The organism is Streptomyces sp. NPDC057743, assembly GCF_042798755.1.
Taxonomy (GTDB): Bacteria; Actinomycetota; Actinomycetes; order Streptomycetales; family Streptomycetaceae; genus Streptomyces.
On sequence record NZ_JBHVJX010000052.1, the window covers coordinates 25,911 to 42,774 of the forward strand.

General features: G+C 72.1%; 16 protein-coding genes. 10 read left to right on the top strand and 6 right to left on the bottom strand.

Going from position 1 to position 16,864, the window contains the following annotated elements:
- Positions 1–129: 129 nt before the first annotated feature.
- Together ACFVFQ_RS35145 and ACFVFQ_RS35150 are read right to left on the bottom strand one after the other, a co-directional pair.
- Positions 130–1,035 carry a heavy metal-binding domain-containing protein gene (locus ACFVFQ_RS35145; RefSeq protein WP_383424100.1) on the bottom strand — a complete coding sequence of 302 codons (906 nt, stop codon included), beginning with the start codon at positions 1,033–1,035 and terminating at the stop codon, positions 130–132.
- A 1,100-nt stretch (positions 1,036–2,135) separates the two neighbouring features.
- Positions 2,136–2,270 (bottom strand): hypothetical protein, encoded by a 135-nt coding sequence (locus ACFVFQ_RS35150; protein ID WP_383424103.1) that lies wholly within the window; start codon positions 2,268–2,270, stop codon positions 2,136–2,138.
- A gap of 365 nt (positions 2,271–2,635) precedes the next feature.
- On the opposite strand from ACFVFQ_RS35150, the gene ACFVFQ_RS35155 reads away from it, so the two are divergent.
- Genes ACFVFQ_RS35155 through ACFVFQ_RS35170 form a run of 4 tightly spaced genes read left to right on the top strand, consistent with a single transcriptional unit; the run spans position 2,636 to position 7,146 of the window.
- Positions 2,636–4,594 (top strand): asparagine synthase-related protein, encoded by a 1,959-nt coding sequence (locus tag ACFVFQ_RS35155; protein WP_383424107.1) that lies wholly within the window; start codon positions 2,636–2,638, stop codon positions 4,592–4,594.
- A complete protein-coding gene (locus ACFVFQ_RS35160) occupies positions 4,591–5,064 on the top strand; it encodes a lasso peptide biosynthesis B2 protein (RefSeq protein ID WP_383424112.1) in 474 nt (157 codons plus the stop codon). Before ACFVFQ_RS35155 ends, ACFVFQ_RS35160 begins: the two co-directional genes overlap by 4 nt.
- Positions 5,061–5,321: a lasso peptide biosynthesis PqqD family chaperone gene (locus ACFVFQ_RS35165; protein WP_383424115.1), complete on the top strand. Its 261-nt coding sequence runs from the start codon at positions 5,061–5,063 to the stop codon at positions 5,319–5,321. Before ACFVFQ_RS35160 ends, ACFVFQ_RS35165 begins: the two co-directional genes overlap by 4 nt.
- Positions 5,322–5,355: 34 nt before the next feature.
- Positions 5,356–7,146 carry an ABC transporter ATP-binding protein gene (locus ACFVFQ_RS35170; RefSeq protein ID WP_383424118.1) on the top strand — a complete coding sequence of 597 codons (1,791 nt, stop codon included), beginning with the start codon at positions 5,356–5,358 and terminating at the stop codon, positions 7,144–7,146.
- 23 nt (positions 7,147–7,169) lie between these two features.
- On the opposite strand, the gene ACFVFQ_RS35175 is transcribed toward ACFVFQ_RS35170, so the two are convergent.
- From ACFVFQ_RS35175 to ACFVFQ_RS35185, 3 genes are all read right to left on the bottom strand, one after another.
- On the bottom strand, positions 7,170–7,733 hold the full coding sequence (locus tag ACFVFQ_RS35175) for a cysteine hydrolase family protein (protein ID WP_383424120.1): 564 nt from the start codon (positions 7,731–7,733) through the stop codon (positions 7,170–7,172).
- A 171-nt stretch (positions 7,734–7,904) separates the two neighbouring features.
- Complete coding sequence (locus ACFVFQ_RS35180; RefSeq protein WP_383424121.1) at positions 7,905–8,315, bottom strand: VOC family protein; 411 nt, start codon at positions 8,313–8,315, stop codon at positions 7,905–7,907.
- 10 nt (positions 8,316–8,325) lie between these two features.
- Complete coding sequence (locus ACFVFQ_RS35185) at positions 8,326–8,769, bottom strand: helix-turn-helix transcriptional regulator (RefSeq protein ID WP_383424124.1); 444 nt, start codon at positions 8,767–8,769, stop codon at positions 8,326–8,328.
- A 281-nt stretch (positions 8,770–9,050) separates the two neighbouring features.
- Here ACFVFQ_RS35185 and ACFVFQ_RS35190 point away from each other — a divergent pair, with 281 nt between their 5' ends.
- The 6 genes from ACFVFQ_RS35190 to ACFVFQ_RS35215 all read left to right on the top strand — a co-directional run bounded on the left by ACFVFQ_RS35190 (position 9,051) and on the right by ACFVFQ_RS35215 (position 16,613).
- Entirely contained in the window at positions 9,051–9,689 is a 639-nt protein-coding gene (locus tag ACFVFQ_RS35190; protein ID WP_383424127.1) for a DUF1707 domain-containing protein, read from the top strand.
- A 148-nt stretch (positions 9,690–9,837) separates the two neighbouring features.
- Positions 9,838–10,455: a GNAT family N-acetyltransferase gene (locus tag ACFVFQ_RS35195; protein WP_383424129.1), complete on the top strand. Its 618-nt coding sequence runs from the start codon at positions 9,838–9,840 to the stop codon at positions 10,453–10,455.
- Positions 10,456–10,568: 113 nt separating this feature from the next.
- Complete coding sequence (locus ACFVFQ_RS35200) at positions 10,569–12,245, top strand: sensor histidine kinase (protein ID WP_383424131.1); 1,677 nt, start codon at positions 10,569–10,571, stop codon at positions 12,243–12,245.
- Positions 12,242–12,916 (top strand): response regulator, encoded by a 675-nt coding sequence (locus tag ACFVFQ_RS35205; protein ID WP_383424134.1) that lies wholly within the window; start codon positions 12,242–12,244, stop codon positions 12,914–12,916. Before ACFVFQ_RS35200 ends, ACFVFQ_RS35205 begins: the two co-directional genes overlap by 4 nt.
- Before the next feature lie 237 nt (positions 12,917–13,153).
- A complete protein-coding gene (locus ACFVFQ_RS35210; RefSeq protein WP_383424136.1) occupies positions 13,154–13,930 on the top strand; it encodes an ABC transporter ATP-binding protein in 777 nt (258 codons plus the stop codon).
- Between the two features lie 118 nt (positions 13,931–14,048).
- The gene (locus ACFVFQ_RS35215; protein ID WP_383424138.1) at positions 14,049–16,613 is read left to right on the top strand and encodes an ABC transporter permease; all 2,565 of its coding nucleotides are present in this window, start codon (positions 14,049–14,051) and stop codon (positions 16,611–16,613) included.
- An 85-nt stretch (positions 16,614–16,698) separates the two neighbouring features.
- On the opposite strand, the gene ACFVFQ_RS35220 is transcribed toward ACFVFQ_RS35215, so the two are convergent.
- Positions 16,699–16,864 (bottom strand): transposase family protein (locus ACFVFQ_RS35220; protein ID WP_383424141.1); only part of this gene is annotated, 166 nt, incomplete at its 5' end.

Consider the following 16,864-nt stretch of genomic DNA (forward strand, 5'->3'; position numbering starts at 1 on the left):
CCGAGCGCACGGTGACGGGTGCGTGGTGAGGGCGGCGGACGGGCGTGGCCGTTGCGTTGGCGGGCACGTCGTCCGCGCTGGCGGGCACGTCGTCCGCGTTGAGGAGCACATCGTCGCGTGGCGTCGCCGTCATGTGGAGCGCGCACGGCGCCGGTTGGGGTCCAGCGGCATCACGGTCAGGGTGCGCGGCTGCACCTCCCGGCGAACGGTGAAGGCGGCTATCGAGGTGCCTACGAGGGTGACCTCGGCGACGTGGTCCTTCTGGTCGGAGTCGTTGTTGCGCCGGCGCGCCCGGACGCAGTCCTCGCGCCAGACCCGCATGCGGTTGTCGCCCAGCACCACGCCGTCCGCTCCCGCATGCCATGCCTGCTCACCGATCCGTTGGCGGGCGTCATGACGGGTCAGCGCGACCAACTCGCTCCAGCCGATGACCTCTTGGTTGCCGGCCGCGAACCAGTTCTGCCGCCGGGTGGTCCAGTCGTCGTGCCGCGAGCCGATGGCGAGCCCCACCAGGAGGTCTACCGGCACCCACCCCGCGTCGATCAGCTTGGCGAAGCCCTGGCCGTCCAGGTGCGTGGTGAAGGGGCGCTTCGGCCGCACGTCCCCTTGTGCCCGGACGGCGGTGCCGATCACCTGGAATTCGAAGCAGTGGGGCGCGGAGGGGAACGGTGCCATCGTCAGGTCCGCGGCCACCACCCCGTCCCCGCCCAACGCCGTGCACTCCGCCGTCATCCGCGCAAGCGCCGCATGGCGCGCCGCCATCAGCACATCGACCAGCGCCTTGGAGGCGGCACCCTGCCCCGAGACGGCCACCGGCGCCGGCCCGGAACCGCGCCCGGACCAGCCCGCGGACCGGTAACCGCAGTCGTAGTAGCGCCAGTTGGTCCCGCCGCCCGCCACGCGGTACACGGCCGAGCCCAGCACCTGCCCGACCGGCTCGAAGCCGACCGATCTGAGCGCGGCGAACTCCCCCGTGGACAACGCCGAGGACCACGTCCCGCTGCGCCGCGCCTCGGCCATACGCGCCGCAGCCACCGGTGGCAACCCACCGCCGGCAGACCACTCCCCGCTCATGGACACCCCCTCCAACTCCCCGGGCACGAGCCCTAGGAAAGCGAGTCTAGGGCGAGGGTCTGACAACGGAGGGTGCAGGGAGGGCGGAACGCGCGGACGGGGAGCGCCAGTTGCCAGACATCCCGACGCTGCCTGGCGTCCACCGAGAACGTTTACGGCACGGCATTCGCCTCGAACACAGGCACTCAATCAGCTGTGCGACGCCCAGTTATTCGAAGTCTCGTAGCCTCCGATAAGCGCCCAGCGCACACGTGACCACCCCCGCAAAACGCAGCCACCGAAGCGCTTTGCGCGAACAGTCGAGCGAGTCAAATGCCGCCCCGAAACAACGAGTTCGCGCCTGCCCGTGGCGCAAAGGGTGCGGGCGGCGTTCGAGCGCCGGGAGCGTTTTCGGGCTACCCGCCAGCCGCGATTTCAATGAACCCCCAACGAAATCCGGACTTTTCACCTTGCTCGCGCTTGAAGGCACCGCTTCCTTTAACGGGACCTCACGAGTTCACCCGAGCGGCCTCGACCCGACGAGACCATTAAGCTTCGGTGAATTCTCCGAACCCTTTTCGGGACGCCGGGGCGATGTCGGCCGCCGACCAGCACTAGAGGGCCCCGACGCTGAGCGAAAGGAAACCCGACCCGTCGGTTCAAGTGTCGGATGCGATAGGGGTGTGCGATAGGGATTTTCGGCCGAGCGCGGCTGGAACGTGCGCGCGGGCGGGGAAGTTGGCAAACGGAGAGGGGCGACATCGGGCCGGGGGCCGGCATCACTCCGCGGGCCCCAGCAGGGCGTTGACCTGGGACAGAGCTCACGACATACACACGGAAGGGCAGCCTCCCGCTCCCGACCGCGGCGCGGTGCGTCACCGCATCGCGCGCGCCCGGGAGTTGAAGGCCGCTTTTACTTCCACCCCGTAGGGAACGCGGGGAAGAGAGTTGTCGAGCGATGCCCGGCCCCGCGCCGAGGACTTCCGTCGGCCCGCTCCCTCGCACAAGAAAGCGAGGGAATGGTCCGATGCGGGGCCGGGTACGATCTCTTTCCGGCAATCAGCCAGAGGTCACTACCGCGACTACTTGGCCTTCTTGAAGCCGATGGTCGTCGCGTCCTTCTTGGTGTGGATGGTGCCGTCGGTGTCCTTGTTGAACTGACCGACCTTGGCGGCGGCCGGCGGCATGTAACGCTCGGGAAGCTGCTTCTTGGACATGACCTTCTCCTATCCATCTCGGTGGAATCCGAAGTGGCGCCGGTTCATGTAAGCGGCTTCCCACCGGGGTGTCTACTCGCGTATAGCAACTCAAGCCAATACAAGGCGCTTTCTTACCTACGGTAATAGCTACGGCGGGTCGCGGTCGGCCTCGTACGGGCGGATGTGCGGCGCGGCGGAACACGCAAACCGATAACTCCCGCTGCGCAGCACGGACTTGACGCCTAGGGGTGGCATAGGGGGTGCACTTCCGGCGCCAGGTCGCCCGGCCCGAGGGGCGCGGGGGCGAACTCCCATCCATCCGTTCCGTCACGCCAGTCATGGCGCGATCTCAACTGTGTGCAGTTGCGCGATCTCCATCAGTGATGGACGGTGCTGCGGCGGCCGCGCCTGGCGGCGCGGAGGTCGCCCTGATACCTGGTGGTGAGGCATTGCAATCCCCCAACGACAACAACCTCGTGGTCTTCCCGGACTCCCCGGGCGGAGCCTGGGCCCACCGCCAAGTCGCGGCAGTGGCACCGCAGATGGTGCGCCATGCTTCCGGGCGGCCGTGGTTGGCCGGCTCGTGGGACGCGGCGGACCTGGTGGTGGCGGACGCGGGCCCGGTGCGCGTCGCGGTGTTCGGCACGGTCTCCGTCACGTCGGAGCGGCTGGCCACGCTCATCTCCCCGGTGCGCGCCCTGCCGGACCTTGACCGGCTGGCCCGCCAACTGCCCGGCAGCGCGCATCTGCTGGCGTCGGTCGACGGCCAGGTACGGTTCCAGGGGACCGTCACCGGGTCCCGTTGCGTCTTCACCGCCTGCCTGGACGAGGTGCCGATCGCCGGTGACCGGGCCGACGTGTTGGCCGGGATCATCGGTGCGGAGCCGGACGAGGAGCTGCTCGCGGCGAGCGTGACGTCCGGGATGTTCTTCGCGCCGCTGAGCGAACGCAGTTGGTGGCGCGGCGTGGAGCAGGTACCGGCGGACTCCTATCTGGCGTTGCCCGGCAACGGCGCGGCGCGCACGGTGCGTTGGTGGCAACCGCCGGAGCCGCAGCTGTCCCTGACGCAGGGGGTCGATCAGGTGCGCGAGCGGCTGCGGGAGGCGGTGGCGCTGCGGCAGCCCCGGCAGGGCAGGCTGTCGGCGGACCTGTCGGGCGGCATGGACTCCACATCGCTGTGCTTCCTGGCCGCCGAGCACCGCCCCGACCTGTTGACCTTCCGGTGGACCGGCGGCAGCGCGATCAACGACGACCCGTTCTACGCGGAGCGGGCCGCGCGCGCCCTTGAGCACGCCGAGCATCTGACCAAGCCGGAGAGCAGCGCACCGCCGGTGTTCTCCCCGCCGTACTGGACCTCCGACACGGAGGCGCCGCGGGCCACCACCCGGGGGATGAACCCCGTCCGCACCGGTATCCGGCTGTTGGTCGAAAACGGTGCCACCTGGCACCTGGCCGGGCACGGGGCCGACGAGTTGTTCACCGGCAGCGCCGCCTATCTGCACACGCTGTTGCGGCGCAGCCCGCTGACCGCCTGGCGCCAACTCCGCGCCCACCGGGCGCTGTCCCGCTGGCCGTTGGGGGCCAGTCTGGCCGAGCTGCTGCGCGGGGAGGACCTCGGCACGTGGTGGCGGCGGTGCGCCGATGAGCTCGTGCGCCCCGCGCCGGACGGTCTGACCCCGGCCCTGGGGTGGGGGGCGCGGCTGCCGGCAACGCCGTGGGCCACCGGGGATGCGGTGCGGACCACGCAGCGGCTCTTCCGCGACGTGGCGGCGGGGATCGCGCCCCTGGCACCGGACCGCGGGCAGCACGAGGCACTCACCGCACTGCGCAGCGCCGGGCCCGTGTTGCGGTTGCTGTGTCGCGAGTACGCGGTCGAGGGGTTGCGCCTGGAACTGCCGTACCTGGACGACCGGGTGGTGGAGGCGGTGCTGTCGATCCGCCCCCACGAGCGCAACACCCCCTGGCGGTACAAGCCGGTGTTGGCCGAGGCGATGCGGGGCCTGGTGCCCGATGTGATCCTCGACCGGTCCACCAAGGGGGACTGTGAGGAGTCCGTCGACCGTGCCTTGCAGGACCATGTGCCGGACCTGTTGGAGCTGTTCGCGGACTCGCAGCTGGCGCGCCGCGGGCTGCTCGACGTGACGAAGTTCCGGGCCACCCTGCACACGCCGCCGCGCAGCTCCGATGTCTGGTCCGCGCAGCTGGAGGCGACGCTGGGCGCCGAGCTGTGGTTGCGGGAGATCGCGGCCCGCTCCGGTGGCCCGTCGGCGGCGACCGCCGGCCTCGTCCGGGGCGGCGCCACCCCTCGTTCCCGTGTGCCCGATCCCGAGGAGGCCCTGTGACCAGTCCCCCGTGCGCCCTGCCGCCGCGCGTCCAACTCCCCCTGCACCGCCGCGTGTTGCCGCTGACCGCGGTGGCCCTCGCCCGGCCGCTGGCCGCGCTGCCGCCCCGGTATGTGCGCATCGTGCTCCAGGGCTTGCGCGTCGGCGCCCGTCCGAGCAGCGCCGCCCAGGCTTCTGCGGCCCGCGCCGCGGTGGTCGCAGTCAGCCTGCGCTGCGCGGTCCACCACTGTCTGCAACGGTCCATCGCCGCGGCCGTGTTGTGCCGTTTCAAGGGGACGTGGCCCACCTGGCAGACCGGGGTGCGCACCACGCCGTTCGCCGCCCATGCCTGGATCGAGGCCGACGGCCAGGTGATCGACGAACCGTATCCCGACGGCTACTACCGACCGCTGCTCACCGTCGCCCCCACAACGCTCAAGCAGAAGCGCCCTAAGGGCCACCCTCACGTCCGGAGGAACCCCGCCCCATGAAGCTCAGCCTGACCGCCCACACGCTCGCCACCGACACCGACGACGGCGCGGTGCTGATGAGCCAGCGCACCGGACACTACTGGCAGCTCAACCTGACCGGCGCCTATGCGCTCCAGCGCCTGCTCGACGGTCGGACCACCGACCAGGTGGCCGAGGAGTTCGCGGAGCGGTTCGGCATCGCGTTGGACCAGGCACGCGAGGACCTGGCGACGATGACCGACCAACTCCGGGCGTCCGGACTGGTGGAGGCGGACTGAGCCCGGTCGGGCCGGAGAGGGAGCGGTGCGCTCAATGCTTCGACAACTGTGGACGTTGACGCGGGGGCAGCGCCGCGCGTTGAGCGCCGCCCTGCTCCTCACCCTGGTCGCGGCCGCGGTCGGCGTCGCCCAACCACTGGCCGCCAAGGGGGTGGTTGACGCCCTCACCGCGCGCCGGCCGCTGTTCCTGCCGGTGACGTGCCTGGTCCTGCTGTTGCTGTGCCAGGCACTGATCGGTGCCGGCGCCGGCTTCCTGTTGGAACGGGCCGGTGAGCGGTTCGTGTTGGACACCCGCACCAGGCTGTTCTCGCACCTGTTGCGGATTCGGATGCACGCCTTCGACCGGCTGCGCGTGGGCGACCTCATGGCGCGCGCCTCCACGGACGTGGTCGTCCTGCGCGAGGCACTGACGCACGTCTCCGTCCAACTCGCCACCAACCTCTGCATCGCGCTGGGCAGCGTCGGCGCGATGTTCGTGATCGATCCGGTATTGATGCTGCTCATCCTGAGCGTGCTGCTCGTCGGCAGCATCGTGATCAAGGTGCTGTCGACGCGGATCGGCCGGGTGTCGATGCGGCTCCAGACCGCCGTCGGGGCGATCTCGGCGGGGTTGGAACGCGCCCTGTCGGGCCTGCGCACGGTCCGCGCCAACCGCGCCGAACAACGCGAGATCGCCCACCTGAACGGGTTGGCCCAACACGCCTACGAGGAGGCGGTGCGCAGCGCCAGGCTCACCGCGACGATCGCGCCCGTGGCTCAGATGGCCATCAACGCGGCCTTCGTCCTGGTCCTGTTGGTCGGGGCGGCCCGCGTGGACGAGGGGGTGCTCTCGCTCGGCGCCTTGGTGGCGATCCTGCTGTACGCCAACCAACTCGGCGGCCCCGTCACCGAGTTGATCGAGGGCGTCGCCTCGGTGAGCAGGGCGAAGGGCGCCGTCGAACGCATCGAGGAGGTCTACTCGTTCCCCACCGAAGACCGCGCCCTCGCCCCGGCGGACCGCGGCACACCGCATCGACAACCGTCCCGCCACGCCCCCGCGGCTCCGGCACTGGAGCTCCGCGACCTGCGGTTCGGATACGCCCCCGACGCCCCGGTGCTCCGGGGGCTGTCGCTGACCGTCCCCCCGCACGCCCTCGTCGCCCTGGTCGGCCCGTCCGGAGCCGGCAAGTCCACCACCTTCGCGCTCATCAACCGCTTCTACGAGCCCTGGAGCGGCGACCTCCGCATCGACGGACACTCGGCCGCGGACCTCGGGCTCGATGCCTGGCGCGCGCGGATCGGCTGGGTCGAGCAGGACTGCCCGATGCTGCACGGCACGTTGCGGGAGAACCTCTGCTACGCCGCGCCCGACGCCGCCACCGACGACGACGGCCTGTGGCGGGTCCTCGACCTCGTCAACCTCGCCCAGCGGGTCCGCCGCCTGCCGGCCGGACTGGACACCGGGATCGGCGAGCGGGGCGCGCGCCTGTCGAGCGGCGAACGCCAACGGCTCGCCATCGCCCGGGCGATCCTGGCCCGCCCCCGACTGCTGCTGATGGACGAGCCCACCGCCCACCTCGACCCCGCCAACGAGGCAGCCCTGACGGTCACCCTGCACAACCTCCGACGGGAGTGCGCCCTGCTCGTCATCGCGCACCGGATGACCACCATCGAGGCGGCCGACTCCGTCATCATGCTCGACGACGGAACGGCCCACGCCACCGGCACATACGCCGAACTCCTGCGCACGGACGCCGGATTCCAACGACACGTCGCCAACGGAACGCATTCATCGCCAACTCTCGGCCAGGACCCGGTAGTTGTACCCGACCACCCGGCGGTCTGAGCGGCGCCGCCTCACCGCATGCCCTACACCTGCTCCATGCCCTGCACCCACTCGTCGACGGTCACGACGTCCGCCCACCGCGGGAACAGCTTGTCGGTGAGGACCCGATGCACCTCGGGGTCGGTGTCCAGGCAGGCATCCGTCAGCACGGTGAGGCCGAAGTCCAGGTCGGCGGCCTGGCACAGGGTGTGCAGCACCACGCCGCTGGTGGCGAGGCCGGTGAGCACCAGACTGTCGATGCCGCGCCCCCTGAGCACCAGGTCCAAGTCACTTCCCGAGAACGCGCTCGCCCGCCTCTTGGTGACCACCACATCGCCTGCCTGGGGCGCGACATCGTCGTGGATCTCGGTGCCTGGATCGCCCTCCCGGTACAGGCCGTCCCGGGCTATGGCGGTGAGCACCCGGTTGCGCGGACTGACTTCCGGGCTGTCCGGGCGCAGCCCGATCACCACGTAGATCACCGGGAGGTTGGCGGCCCGGGCGCCGTCGATCGCCTTGCGCAGCCTCGGCAGATATCCGGAGCCGTCGTCGACGACGTCCACGATGTCCCGTTGAACGTCCATCACGAGAAGTGCGCTGTTCGCCATGTCCTGCCCCGCCCCTGTCCCTGTCCTTGGTTCTGTACTTGTTCTGTCCATTGTTCACTGCGGACAGGAGTCTGCCTGCTTTCATCACGTGTCACTCGGGAAACCCAGGAAACTCAGGGAACTTGGGGAACACAGGGAACCCGGAAAGCGTGGAGAACTCGCCGTTGCCGCTCAGCGCACCTCCTTGATGCGGATCTGGTTTCCGGCCGGGTCGCGGAAGGCACAGTCGCGGACGCCGTAGGGCTGCTCGGTCGGTTCCTGGATGACCTCGGCGTCGCTGGCCTGGAGCCGCTCGAAGAGGCCGTCGAGGTCCTTGGTGGCCAGGAGGATCCAGCCGTAGGTGCCCTTGGCCATCATCTCGGTGATCGTGCGGCGCTCCTCGTCGGTGACGCCCGGGTCGGCGGCCGGCGGCGCGAGGAGGAGGCAGGTGTCGGGCTGGCCGACGGGGCCGACCGTGATCCAACGCATCGGGCCCTGGCCGACGTCGCTGCGGACCTCGAAGCCGAGGATGTCGCGGTAGAAGGCCAGCGACGCGTCCGGGTCGGTGTGCGGGAGGACGCTCGTGTCGATGGTGAGGTTCATGGCAGTCACGCTAGTCGGGGTCGGCGGCCGGTGCCTGCCGGCTCCTGATCGGCCGGGTCACCTGCTTCGCCACGCACGGCGGGATGCCCTCCGCGGCCCCCGCCGCCTGGCGCCGGTAGGTGCTCGGCGGCACCCCGACGAGCTCGGTGAAGCGGGTACTGAAGGTGCCCAACGAGGCGCAGCCGACCGCGAAGCAGACCTCGGTGACGCTGAGGTCACCACGCCGCAGCAGCGCCATCGCACGCTCGATGCGCCGCGTCATGAGGTACGAGTACGGCGACTCACCGTAGGCGAGCCGGAATTGGCGGCTGAGGTGGCCGGCGGACATGTGCACGCCGCGGGCCAGCGCCTCGACGTTGAGCGGGCGGTCGTACTCCCGGTCGATCCGGTCGCGGACGCGGCGCAGGCGTGCGAGATCGCTCAGGTGTTGCGCCGTGGTGGGTCTGCTGGTCACCTGCCCGATCGTGCCACGGGGCGCGGCGCCGCCCAAGGCCACCAGGTCCCCGCCCCTGACCGAAAGGCGCCGTCCGTCACCGAAAACGTCGCCGCCTGTCTTGGCTCGCGACTGCAACGCGATATAACGTAAGTTCGCGGGAACGAGCGCGGAGGCCGAGCGTCGCACCCGGAGGCCGGGCACGGACGGGGCCGACGCCACCGCCCACGCACCACAGATCACAGCTCACGCATCACACACCACACACCACGGATCACACAGCACCGATCGGGGAGAGAGACATGCCGGGTGAGACCTCGACCACTGGTCGGCCCCAACGCCTGGGCGCGGCGCCCGCGTTGCGGGCCTCGCACGCGGACCGGGACCGCACCGTGGACCTGCTGCGCGTCGCGGCGGGCGACGGCCGGCTGACCGCCGCCGAGTTGGACGAGCGCCTGGAATCCGCGCTCGGCGCGCGGACGCTCGGCGAGCTGGCCGAGCTCACCACCGACCTGCCGGCCACGGCGGGCACCGCCCACGACCGCGGCACGCCGGACGTCGCGGACGTGCTCCGGATCGACCAGGAGGGCGGCTCCTTCCGCCGCGACAGCCGTTGGACGGTGCCGCGGCGGGTGGAGCTCCTGTCGTCCTGGTCGGAGGTGACGCTCGACTTCACCGAGGCCCAGCTCACCCACGACACCCTGCGCATCGACATGGACATGCGCGGCGGGCTGCTGCGCCTGGTGACGCGGCCGGGCATCTCGGTGAACGCCGATGCCCTCGCGGTGCGTTACGGCAAGGTCACCATTCCGCGCCAGGCCGGCCCGACCGAGTCGACCGTGCTGCACGTCGAGTTGACCGGTCAGATGGACTTCAGTCGGATCGCGGTGCGGGTTCCGCGCCGGCCCTTCCGACGGTGGCGGCACCACGGGGCCGCCTGAGGTGCGGGGCGAGCCGGCACCGGCCCCATCGGCACGGCCCGCCGCCGGCCCCTTCGCCGCGTTCGCCCCAACTCCGGCCGGCCGCAAGCCCGATGGCGCGCACGGGGAGCGGACCCCGCCGCGCCCTCGAAGATCACCCGGGTACAGAATGACCCGTATGTCGATAACGAACACCCCGACGGCGGCGACGATCGACGACGCTCCGCTGATCGGCAGCACCTTGGCCCGCGCCTTCGACGACGACCCGATGATGCGGTGGTTCTTCACCGATGACGCCTCGCGCGCGACGAACCTGGGCCGCTACTTCACCACCCTCTTCACCCGGCAGTACGTCCGGCACTGCGTGTGCGAGCGGACCGGCGCGGCGGCCGCCTTCTGGGTCCCGCCGGAGGCGCGGGCCAAGGCCGTTCCGGACGCGGAGACCATTGCGGAACTGGTGGAGCTCCTCGGCGACCGGGCGCCGCTGTTCCGGGACACCGTCGAGGCGGCCGCCGAACACGCGCCCCAGGAACCGCACTGGTACCTGGCGGTGATCGGCGCCGACCCGGCCGCCCAGGGCCAGGGCCACGGGGCCGCCCTGCTCCGCTCGGGCCTGGCCAAGGCCGACGCGGAGGGCCTGCCCGCCTATTTGGAGTCCTCCAAGCCGGACAACCTGCCCTTCTACGAGCACTTCGGCTTCACCGTGCGTGCGGAGCTGCACCTGCCGGAGGGCGGGCCGGTGTTGTGGGCGATGCGCCGCGATCCGTGCCGCCCGGCCGGGGCGTAGCAGGGCCCCGGAAGGGATCCGGGGGCGGCCGGCGCGTCTCTGTCTTTCGGTAGAGCCGAGATCGCCCGTGAGGTTCACGGCTGCGCGGTCAGGGGGCGCCGATACTGGGGAGCGTGTCGCTCACCAGTCGTTTCCGCCGTTTCGTCCGTTACCGGTCCGCCGCGTTCTCGCGCGGGCCCGCGGTGGAGACGGCGGGTGCGGCGCTGGCGACGCTGGCGCTGTTCGCGGTGGTGACGCGTCTCGACTATCTGCCGCACCCCGGCTACCACCTGCTGGCGGTCCCCGCCGGTGCCGTGCTCTTCCCGCTGCGCCGCCGCTTCCCGGGCGCCGCGCTGCTGGCGCTCGCGGCGCTGACCGGGGCGCTGCCGTGCCTGGGCCCGGTCACGGCGGCGGCCGCGTACAGCGTGACCCGCCGCACGGTCCGGGCCCGCCGGCGGACCCGCCTCCTCGGCGCCGCCGGCCTGCTCTCCGTGGTCACCGCGACGGCGGCGGCACCCTCGCTGGGCCCCGGTTCGGTGCCGTACGGGGTGGCGCTGGGCCTGGTCCTGGCGGTGACCGCGCTGATCGTGCCGGGCCTGGTCGGCACGGTGTACGGGCAGCAGAGCCGGCTGGTGCGGGCGTTGCGGGAGCGCGGCGACGCGGCGGAACGGGCCAGACGGCTGGCCGACAGCGAGGCCCGGGTCCAGGAGCGGTCCCGGATCGCGGCCGAGATGCACGACATGGTGGGCCACCGGCTCAGCCTGGTCTCGCTGCACGCCGGCGGGCTGGAACTGGCCCTGGAGAAGGCCGATCCGGAGCTACGCGAAGAGGCCGTCCTGGTGCGCCGCACCACCGGGGACGCGATGCGCGAGCTGCGGCAAGCGCTCGGGGTGCTCGGGCCGCTCGGCCGGGACACCGGGCCGGACGCGCTCACCGATGCGACCGGTAACCGCGCCGGCATCGAGGCGCTGGTCGCGGAGTCCCGCGACGGGGGCATCGCCGTCCAACTCGACTGGCAGGGCGCCGATCTCGCGGACCGCCCGCAGCGGGTCCGGCGCGCGGTGCACCGGGTGGTGCGCGAGGCGCTGACCAATGTGCACCGGTACGCGGCCACCGCGCATGTCACCGTCCGCGTCGTGCACGATGCCGAGACGGTGCGGGTCACGGTCCACAACGGCGCTCCCCCCACGTCGGTCGCCGCCCGGGACATGGGCACCGGCCGCGGCCTCGCGGGCCTGCGGGAGCGGGTGGAGCTGCTCGGCGGCGAGTTCGACGCCACCTCGCTGCCGTCCGGCGGGTTCGAGGTGGCGGCCGTCGTGCCGGCCGAGCCCGGCGAGATCGTCGCCGGTGAACGGCCCGGCACCGCGCCCGCCGCGCCCCCGGACGGCACCGGCGCGCGCGACGACTCCGCACAGCGCGGCCGCCGGACCGCCGAGGCGCTGACGCTCGTCCTCGGGCTGGCGGGGCTGGGGGCGCTGATGATCCTCGGGATCGGGTTCGTCTTCGTCGGCCATCCCCGGGGCGCGCCCTCGCCGCCCCAACCGCCCCACGTAGGAATGACGTTCGGGGAGCTGTCCAAGGAGGGCGTGGCGGACTTCCCCGCCAACCGGGCCGCGGCCACCGGTCACGAACCGCCCCGCCCGGCCGGCACGGTCGGCTGCATCTACCCGCTCCGCGACGCCCACGGGCCCCGCCCCGGCAGCTTCCCGGTGACCCGCTACTGCTTCGACGCCGCGCAACGCCTCATCGCCATCGACCACTTCACCGTCCCGTCGGTTCGGGACGCCGCACCCTGGGAGACCACCCGATGACCGAGCCCGCCCGGCCGATCCGTGTCCTGCTCGCCGACGACGAGACGATGGTCCGGCACGGGGTCCGGCTGATCCTCCGGCACGCCGACGACATCGACGTCGTCGCCGAGGCCGCCGACGGGCACCAGGCCGTGGCGGAGGCCGCCGCGCACCGCCCCGATGTGGCACTGGTGGACATCCGGATGCCGGTGTGCGACGGGCTGAGCGCGATCGAGCCGCTGCTGGCCCTGGAGCCGGCGCCGCGCGTGGTGATGCTGACGACCTTCGGCGACGAGGACAACGTGGTCCGGGCGCTGGGGGCCGGCGCCTCGGGTTTCCTGCTGAAGGACGAGGGTCCGCAGGAGTTGATCCGCGCGGTGCGGGCGGCCGCGGCCGGCGATGCCGTGCTCTCCCCGGGCGTCACCGGCTCGGTGATCGCGCGGATGCTGCGCGGTGGGGCCGGGAGCTTCGGCCCCGCGTCCGGGGACGACCGGATCGGCCGGCTGACCTCCCGGGAGCGGGAGGTCCTCGCGATGCTCGGCGAGGGGCTGTCCAACCACGACATCGCCCAGCGGCTCGGGATCGGGGTCGGCACCGTGAAGACGCACGTGGGCGCGATCCTGGAGAAGACCGGTTCGACGAGCCGGGTGCAGGCGGCGGTCCTCGCCCATCGGGCGGGCCTGACCTCCTGAGGCCGGGCTGCCCGGCCGTTGCCGCCGGGCTCGTCACGCCCGCCTCTGCCCAACGGCAGAGACGCCTTTCCCCGAGGTCTGTCCAAGGGCGGGGGCGGGCCCGTCGCCTCTCCCCTCCGGCAGAGCCCAACTCCCGCCTCCAGGGCGATGTTTGTGCAGGTGAGAGCGGTGAGGATGGTGGTGTTCCTCCGGTCCGCCGCGCCTTTTGCGGACCGTCCCACCCCAGGCGGAGTTCTCATGTCACAGACGTTCCCCACCCCCGGCTCCCATGCCACCGAACCGGCCGCCCGCGCCTCGGGCCTGACCAAGGCGTACGGGAGGGGTGAGACGGAGGTGACCGCACTGGACTCGGTGTCCGTCGAGTTCGCGCGGGGCCGGTTCACCGCCGTGATGGGCCCCTCGGGTTCCGGCAAGTCCACGCTGATGCACTGCATGGCCGGCCTGGACAAGATCAGCTCCGGCTCGACGCGGATCGGCGGCACCGAGCTCGGCTCCCTCTCCGACAAGCAACTGACCGCGCTGCGGCGGGACAAGGTGGGGTTCGTCTTCCAGGGCTTCAATCTGCTGCCCACCCTCACCGCGCGGGAGAACATCCTGCTGCCGCTGCTGCTGGCCGGTCGGCAGCCGGAGGACACCTGGCTGGAGGCGGTCGTCAACACGGTGGGCCTGGCCGGTCGCCTCACGCACCGCCCCAGCGAGCTCTCCGGCGGCCAGCAGCAGCGGGTCGCGGTGGCCCGGGCCCTGGTCTCGCGCCCCGAGATCGTGTTCGCCGACGAACCGACCGGCAACCTCGACTCCCGGTCCGGCGCCGAGATCCTGGGCTTCCTGCGCGACTCCGTACGGGAGTTGGGGCAGACGGTGGTGATGGTCACCCACGATCCGGTGGCCGCCGCGCACGCGGACCGGGTGGTGTTCCTGGCGGACGGCCGGCTCGTGGACGAGCTGCGCGAGCCGACCGCGGACGCGGTGCTCGACCGGATGCTCCGGTTCGAGGCCCAGGGCCACGCGCGCTGAACCGACCGGGCCTCGCCGGTCGTTCGCCCCGCGCCGCGCACCACCGCCGGCGCAACGGGCCCCGGCACCCCACCCGCCCCTTGCCTTGCCCTCTCCCAACGCCCCTGGAACTGCCTCCATGCTGCGAACAGCCCTGCGCAACGTCCTTGCGCACAAAGCCCGTCTGCTGATGACCGTGCTCGCGGTCTGCCTCGGCATCGCCTTCATCTCCGGCACCCTCGTCTTCGCCGACTCCTCCGCCGCCGCGTTCCGCGCCGCCGCCTCCAAGAACTTCGCCGACATCGCGGTCAGCGTGGACCCGAAGTTCGCCCCGGCGACCAACGCGACCGACCAGCGCACCACCGCCCTGGACGACGCGCTGGTGCGGAAGCTGGCCAAGGTGCCGGGCGTCAGCACCGTGCGCCCGTTGGCCGACGGCTCCGCCACCCTGTCCGCCAAGGACGGCAGCCCGTTGCGGGCCGACCGGACCTGGAAGCACCTGGCCGCGGCCTACGTGCCCGGCCCGGACGGCACGGACGACCGCTATCCGCTGCTGAAGGGCCACGCCCCGCGCGGCGGCGACGAGTTGGCCGTGGACGCCGGTACCGCCGCCGCGGGCGGGTTCGACATCGGCGACACGGTCAGGTTCGCCACCGACGGCCCGATGCTCTCCAAGCGGCTCGTCGGCATCGTCTCCACCAAGGACCCGCGGGTGACCGCCGGCGGGACCCTCGCCCTGTTCGACATGACGACCGCCCAGCGGCTGTTCGCCGCCCCCGGCCACTACACGGGCATCGACCTGTCCGCCGCGCCCGGCACCAGCCAGGCCGAGCTCGCCCAGCGGGTCACCGCCGTGCTCCCGGCCGAGCGCGCCGAGGCCACCACCGCCGACGCCCAGGCCACCCAACAGGCCACCAACGTCGACCGGTTGACCCGGGGCTACCAAAAGCTGCCGATGATCTTCGCCGGGGTCTCGCTGTTCATCGGCTCGTTCCTGATCGTCAACACCTTCACGATGCTGGTGAACCGGCGCACCCGTGAGATCGCGCTGCTGCGGGCGATCGGCGCGTCCCGCCGCCAGGTGGTGCGCTCCGTCCTGTTGGAGGCCGCCCTGGTCGGCCTCGCCGCCTCGGTGGTCGGGTTCGTACTCGGCCTGGGCATCGCCCTGGTGCTGCCGCACGCCCTGAGCGCCTCGGCGGGCCAGCTGCCCAGCGGCCCCCTGGTCATCGGCTTCCCACCGATCGCCGCCGCGCTCGCCGTGGGCGTCGGCGTCACCGTGCTGGCCGCGTGGCTGCCGTCCCGTCAGGCGGCCCGGATCGCGCCGGTCGAGGCGCTGCGCACGGCCGAACAGCCGCCCTCCGCCGCCCGCTCCCGGATACGCGGCCTGGTGGGACTCGTCCTGTTGGCGCTCGGCGCCGGGCTGTTGGTGTCGCTGACCGGGGCGAAGGACGCCTCCGAGAGCAACCTCCAGAACGCGCTCCTCGGTTGCGCGCTCCTCGGCGCCGCCCTGATCGTGCTGACGCCGCTGCTGGCCACCCCGGTGATCCGCCTCCTCGGACGGCTGACCGGCCGCTTCGGCGTCGCCGGCCGCCTCGCCCGGGAGAACGCGCTGCGCGATCCGCGGCGCACCGCGGCCACCGCCTCGGCCCTGCTGATCACCACCGCACTGGTCTCCGGCCTCGCCGTCATCGGCAACTCCACCGCCCAGGCCCTCGACCGCCAGGCCGCGTCCGGCCTCGGCGCCGACTACGTGATCAGCGCCGGCACCTCCACGACCACCATCGACGCGGCCGCCGCGCGACGGGTCGCCGACACCTCCGGAGTGCGCACCGCCACCGCGATCGCGGACTCCACCCTGTTCCTCGGCGGCCTGACCCAGCAGATCTCCGGCGTCGACCCGGCCGCCGTGTCCGACGTCATGAAGCTCCGCTTCGTCAGCGGTTCCGCCAAGGATCTCGGACCGGGCCGCATCGCCGTCTCCCGCACCCTCGCCGAGCAGCACGGCCTGAGCGCGGGCAGCCGGCTCAACGCGGGCATCGGCCGCGGCGACGCTCTCAAGCCGTACACCGTGACCGGCGTCTACGACGACAACCCGGTCGCCGGCGCCGCGCTCGGCTACCGCGCCGAGGTCCAGGCCCACAGCTTCGTGCCCCACTCCGTCCAGCGCGTGTTGGTCCGCACCGACCACGCCACGGTGTCCCAGGACATGGAGAACCGGCTGCGCACCGCCGTCGGCAACAACCCGCTGCTCAAGGTCCAGGACCGCAACCAGCTCGTCCACGAGGCCGCCGGCACCGTGGGCAACCTGCTCACCCTGATGTACGGGCTGCTCGCCATCGGCACCGTGATCGCCGCGCTCGGCATCATCAACACCCTGGCCATGTCGGTGTCGGAGCGCACCCGCGAGATCGGCGTGCTGCGCGCTATCGGCATGGACCGCGTCGGCATCCGTCGGATGATCCGCATCGAGGCGGTGACCGTCGCCGCGTTCGGCACGCTACTCGGCCTGGTCGGCGGGGTGTTCGGCGCCTGGGCGGTCGGCGCACTGGCCAACGGCGCGCTCACGACGTACTCGCTCGCCATCCCCTGGGGAACCCTGGCCCTGGTGTGCCTGCTCTCCCTGGCAGTCGGAGCGGTGGCCGCAGCCCTCCCCGCCCGCCGAGCAGCCGCCCTGAGCCCCCTGGAAGCCACCGCGGAACGCTGACCGCCCGCCCCAACGACGCGCCGTGACCCGGCCGTTGCCCCCATTTCCTTGGGGCAACGGCCGGGTCGTTTCCTACTGAGCTTCTTCAGCGGTGCTGCTCCAGGGTGAGGACCGCTTTGGTCATTGACGTCAGTCGGTTGGGGCTGCAGCGGGCTTGGCGGAAGAGCCGCCAGGTCTTCAGGCGGGCGAAGGCCTGCTCAACAGGGCTGCGTAGTCGGGAGTGTGCACGGTTGACGGCCTTCTGTGCGGTG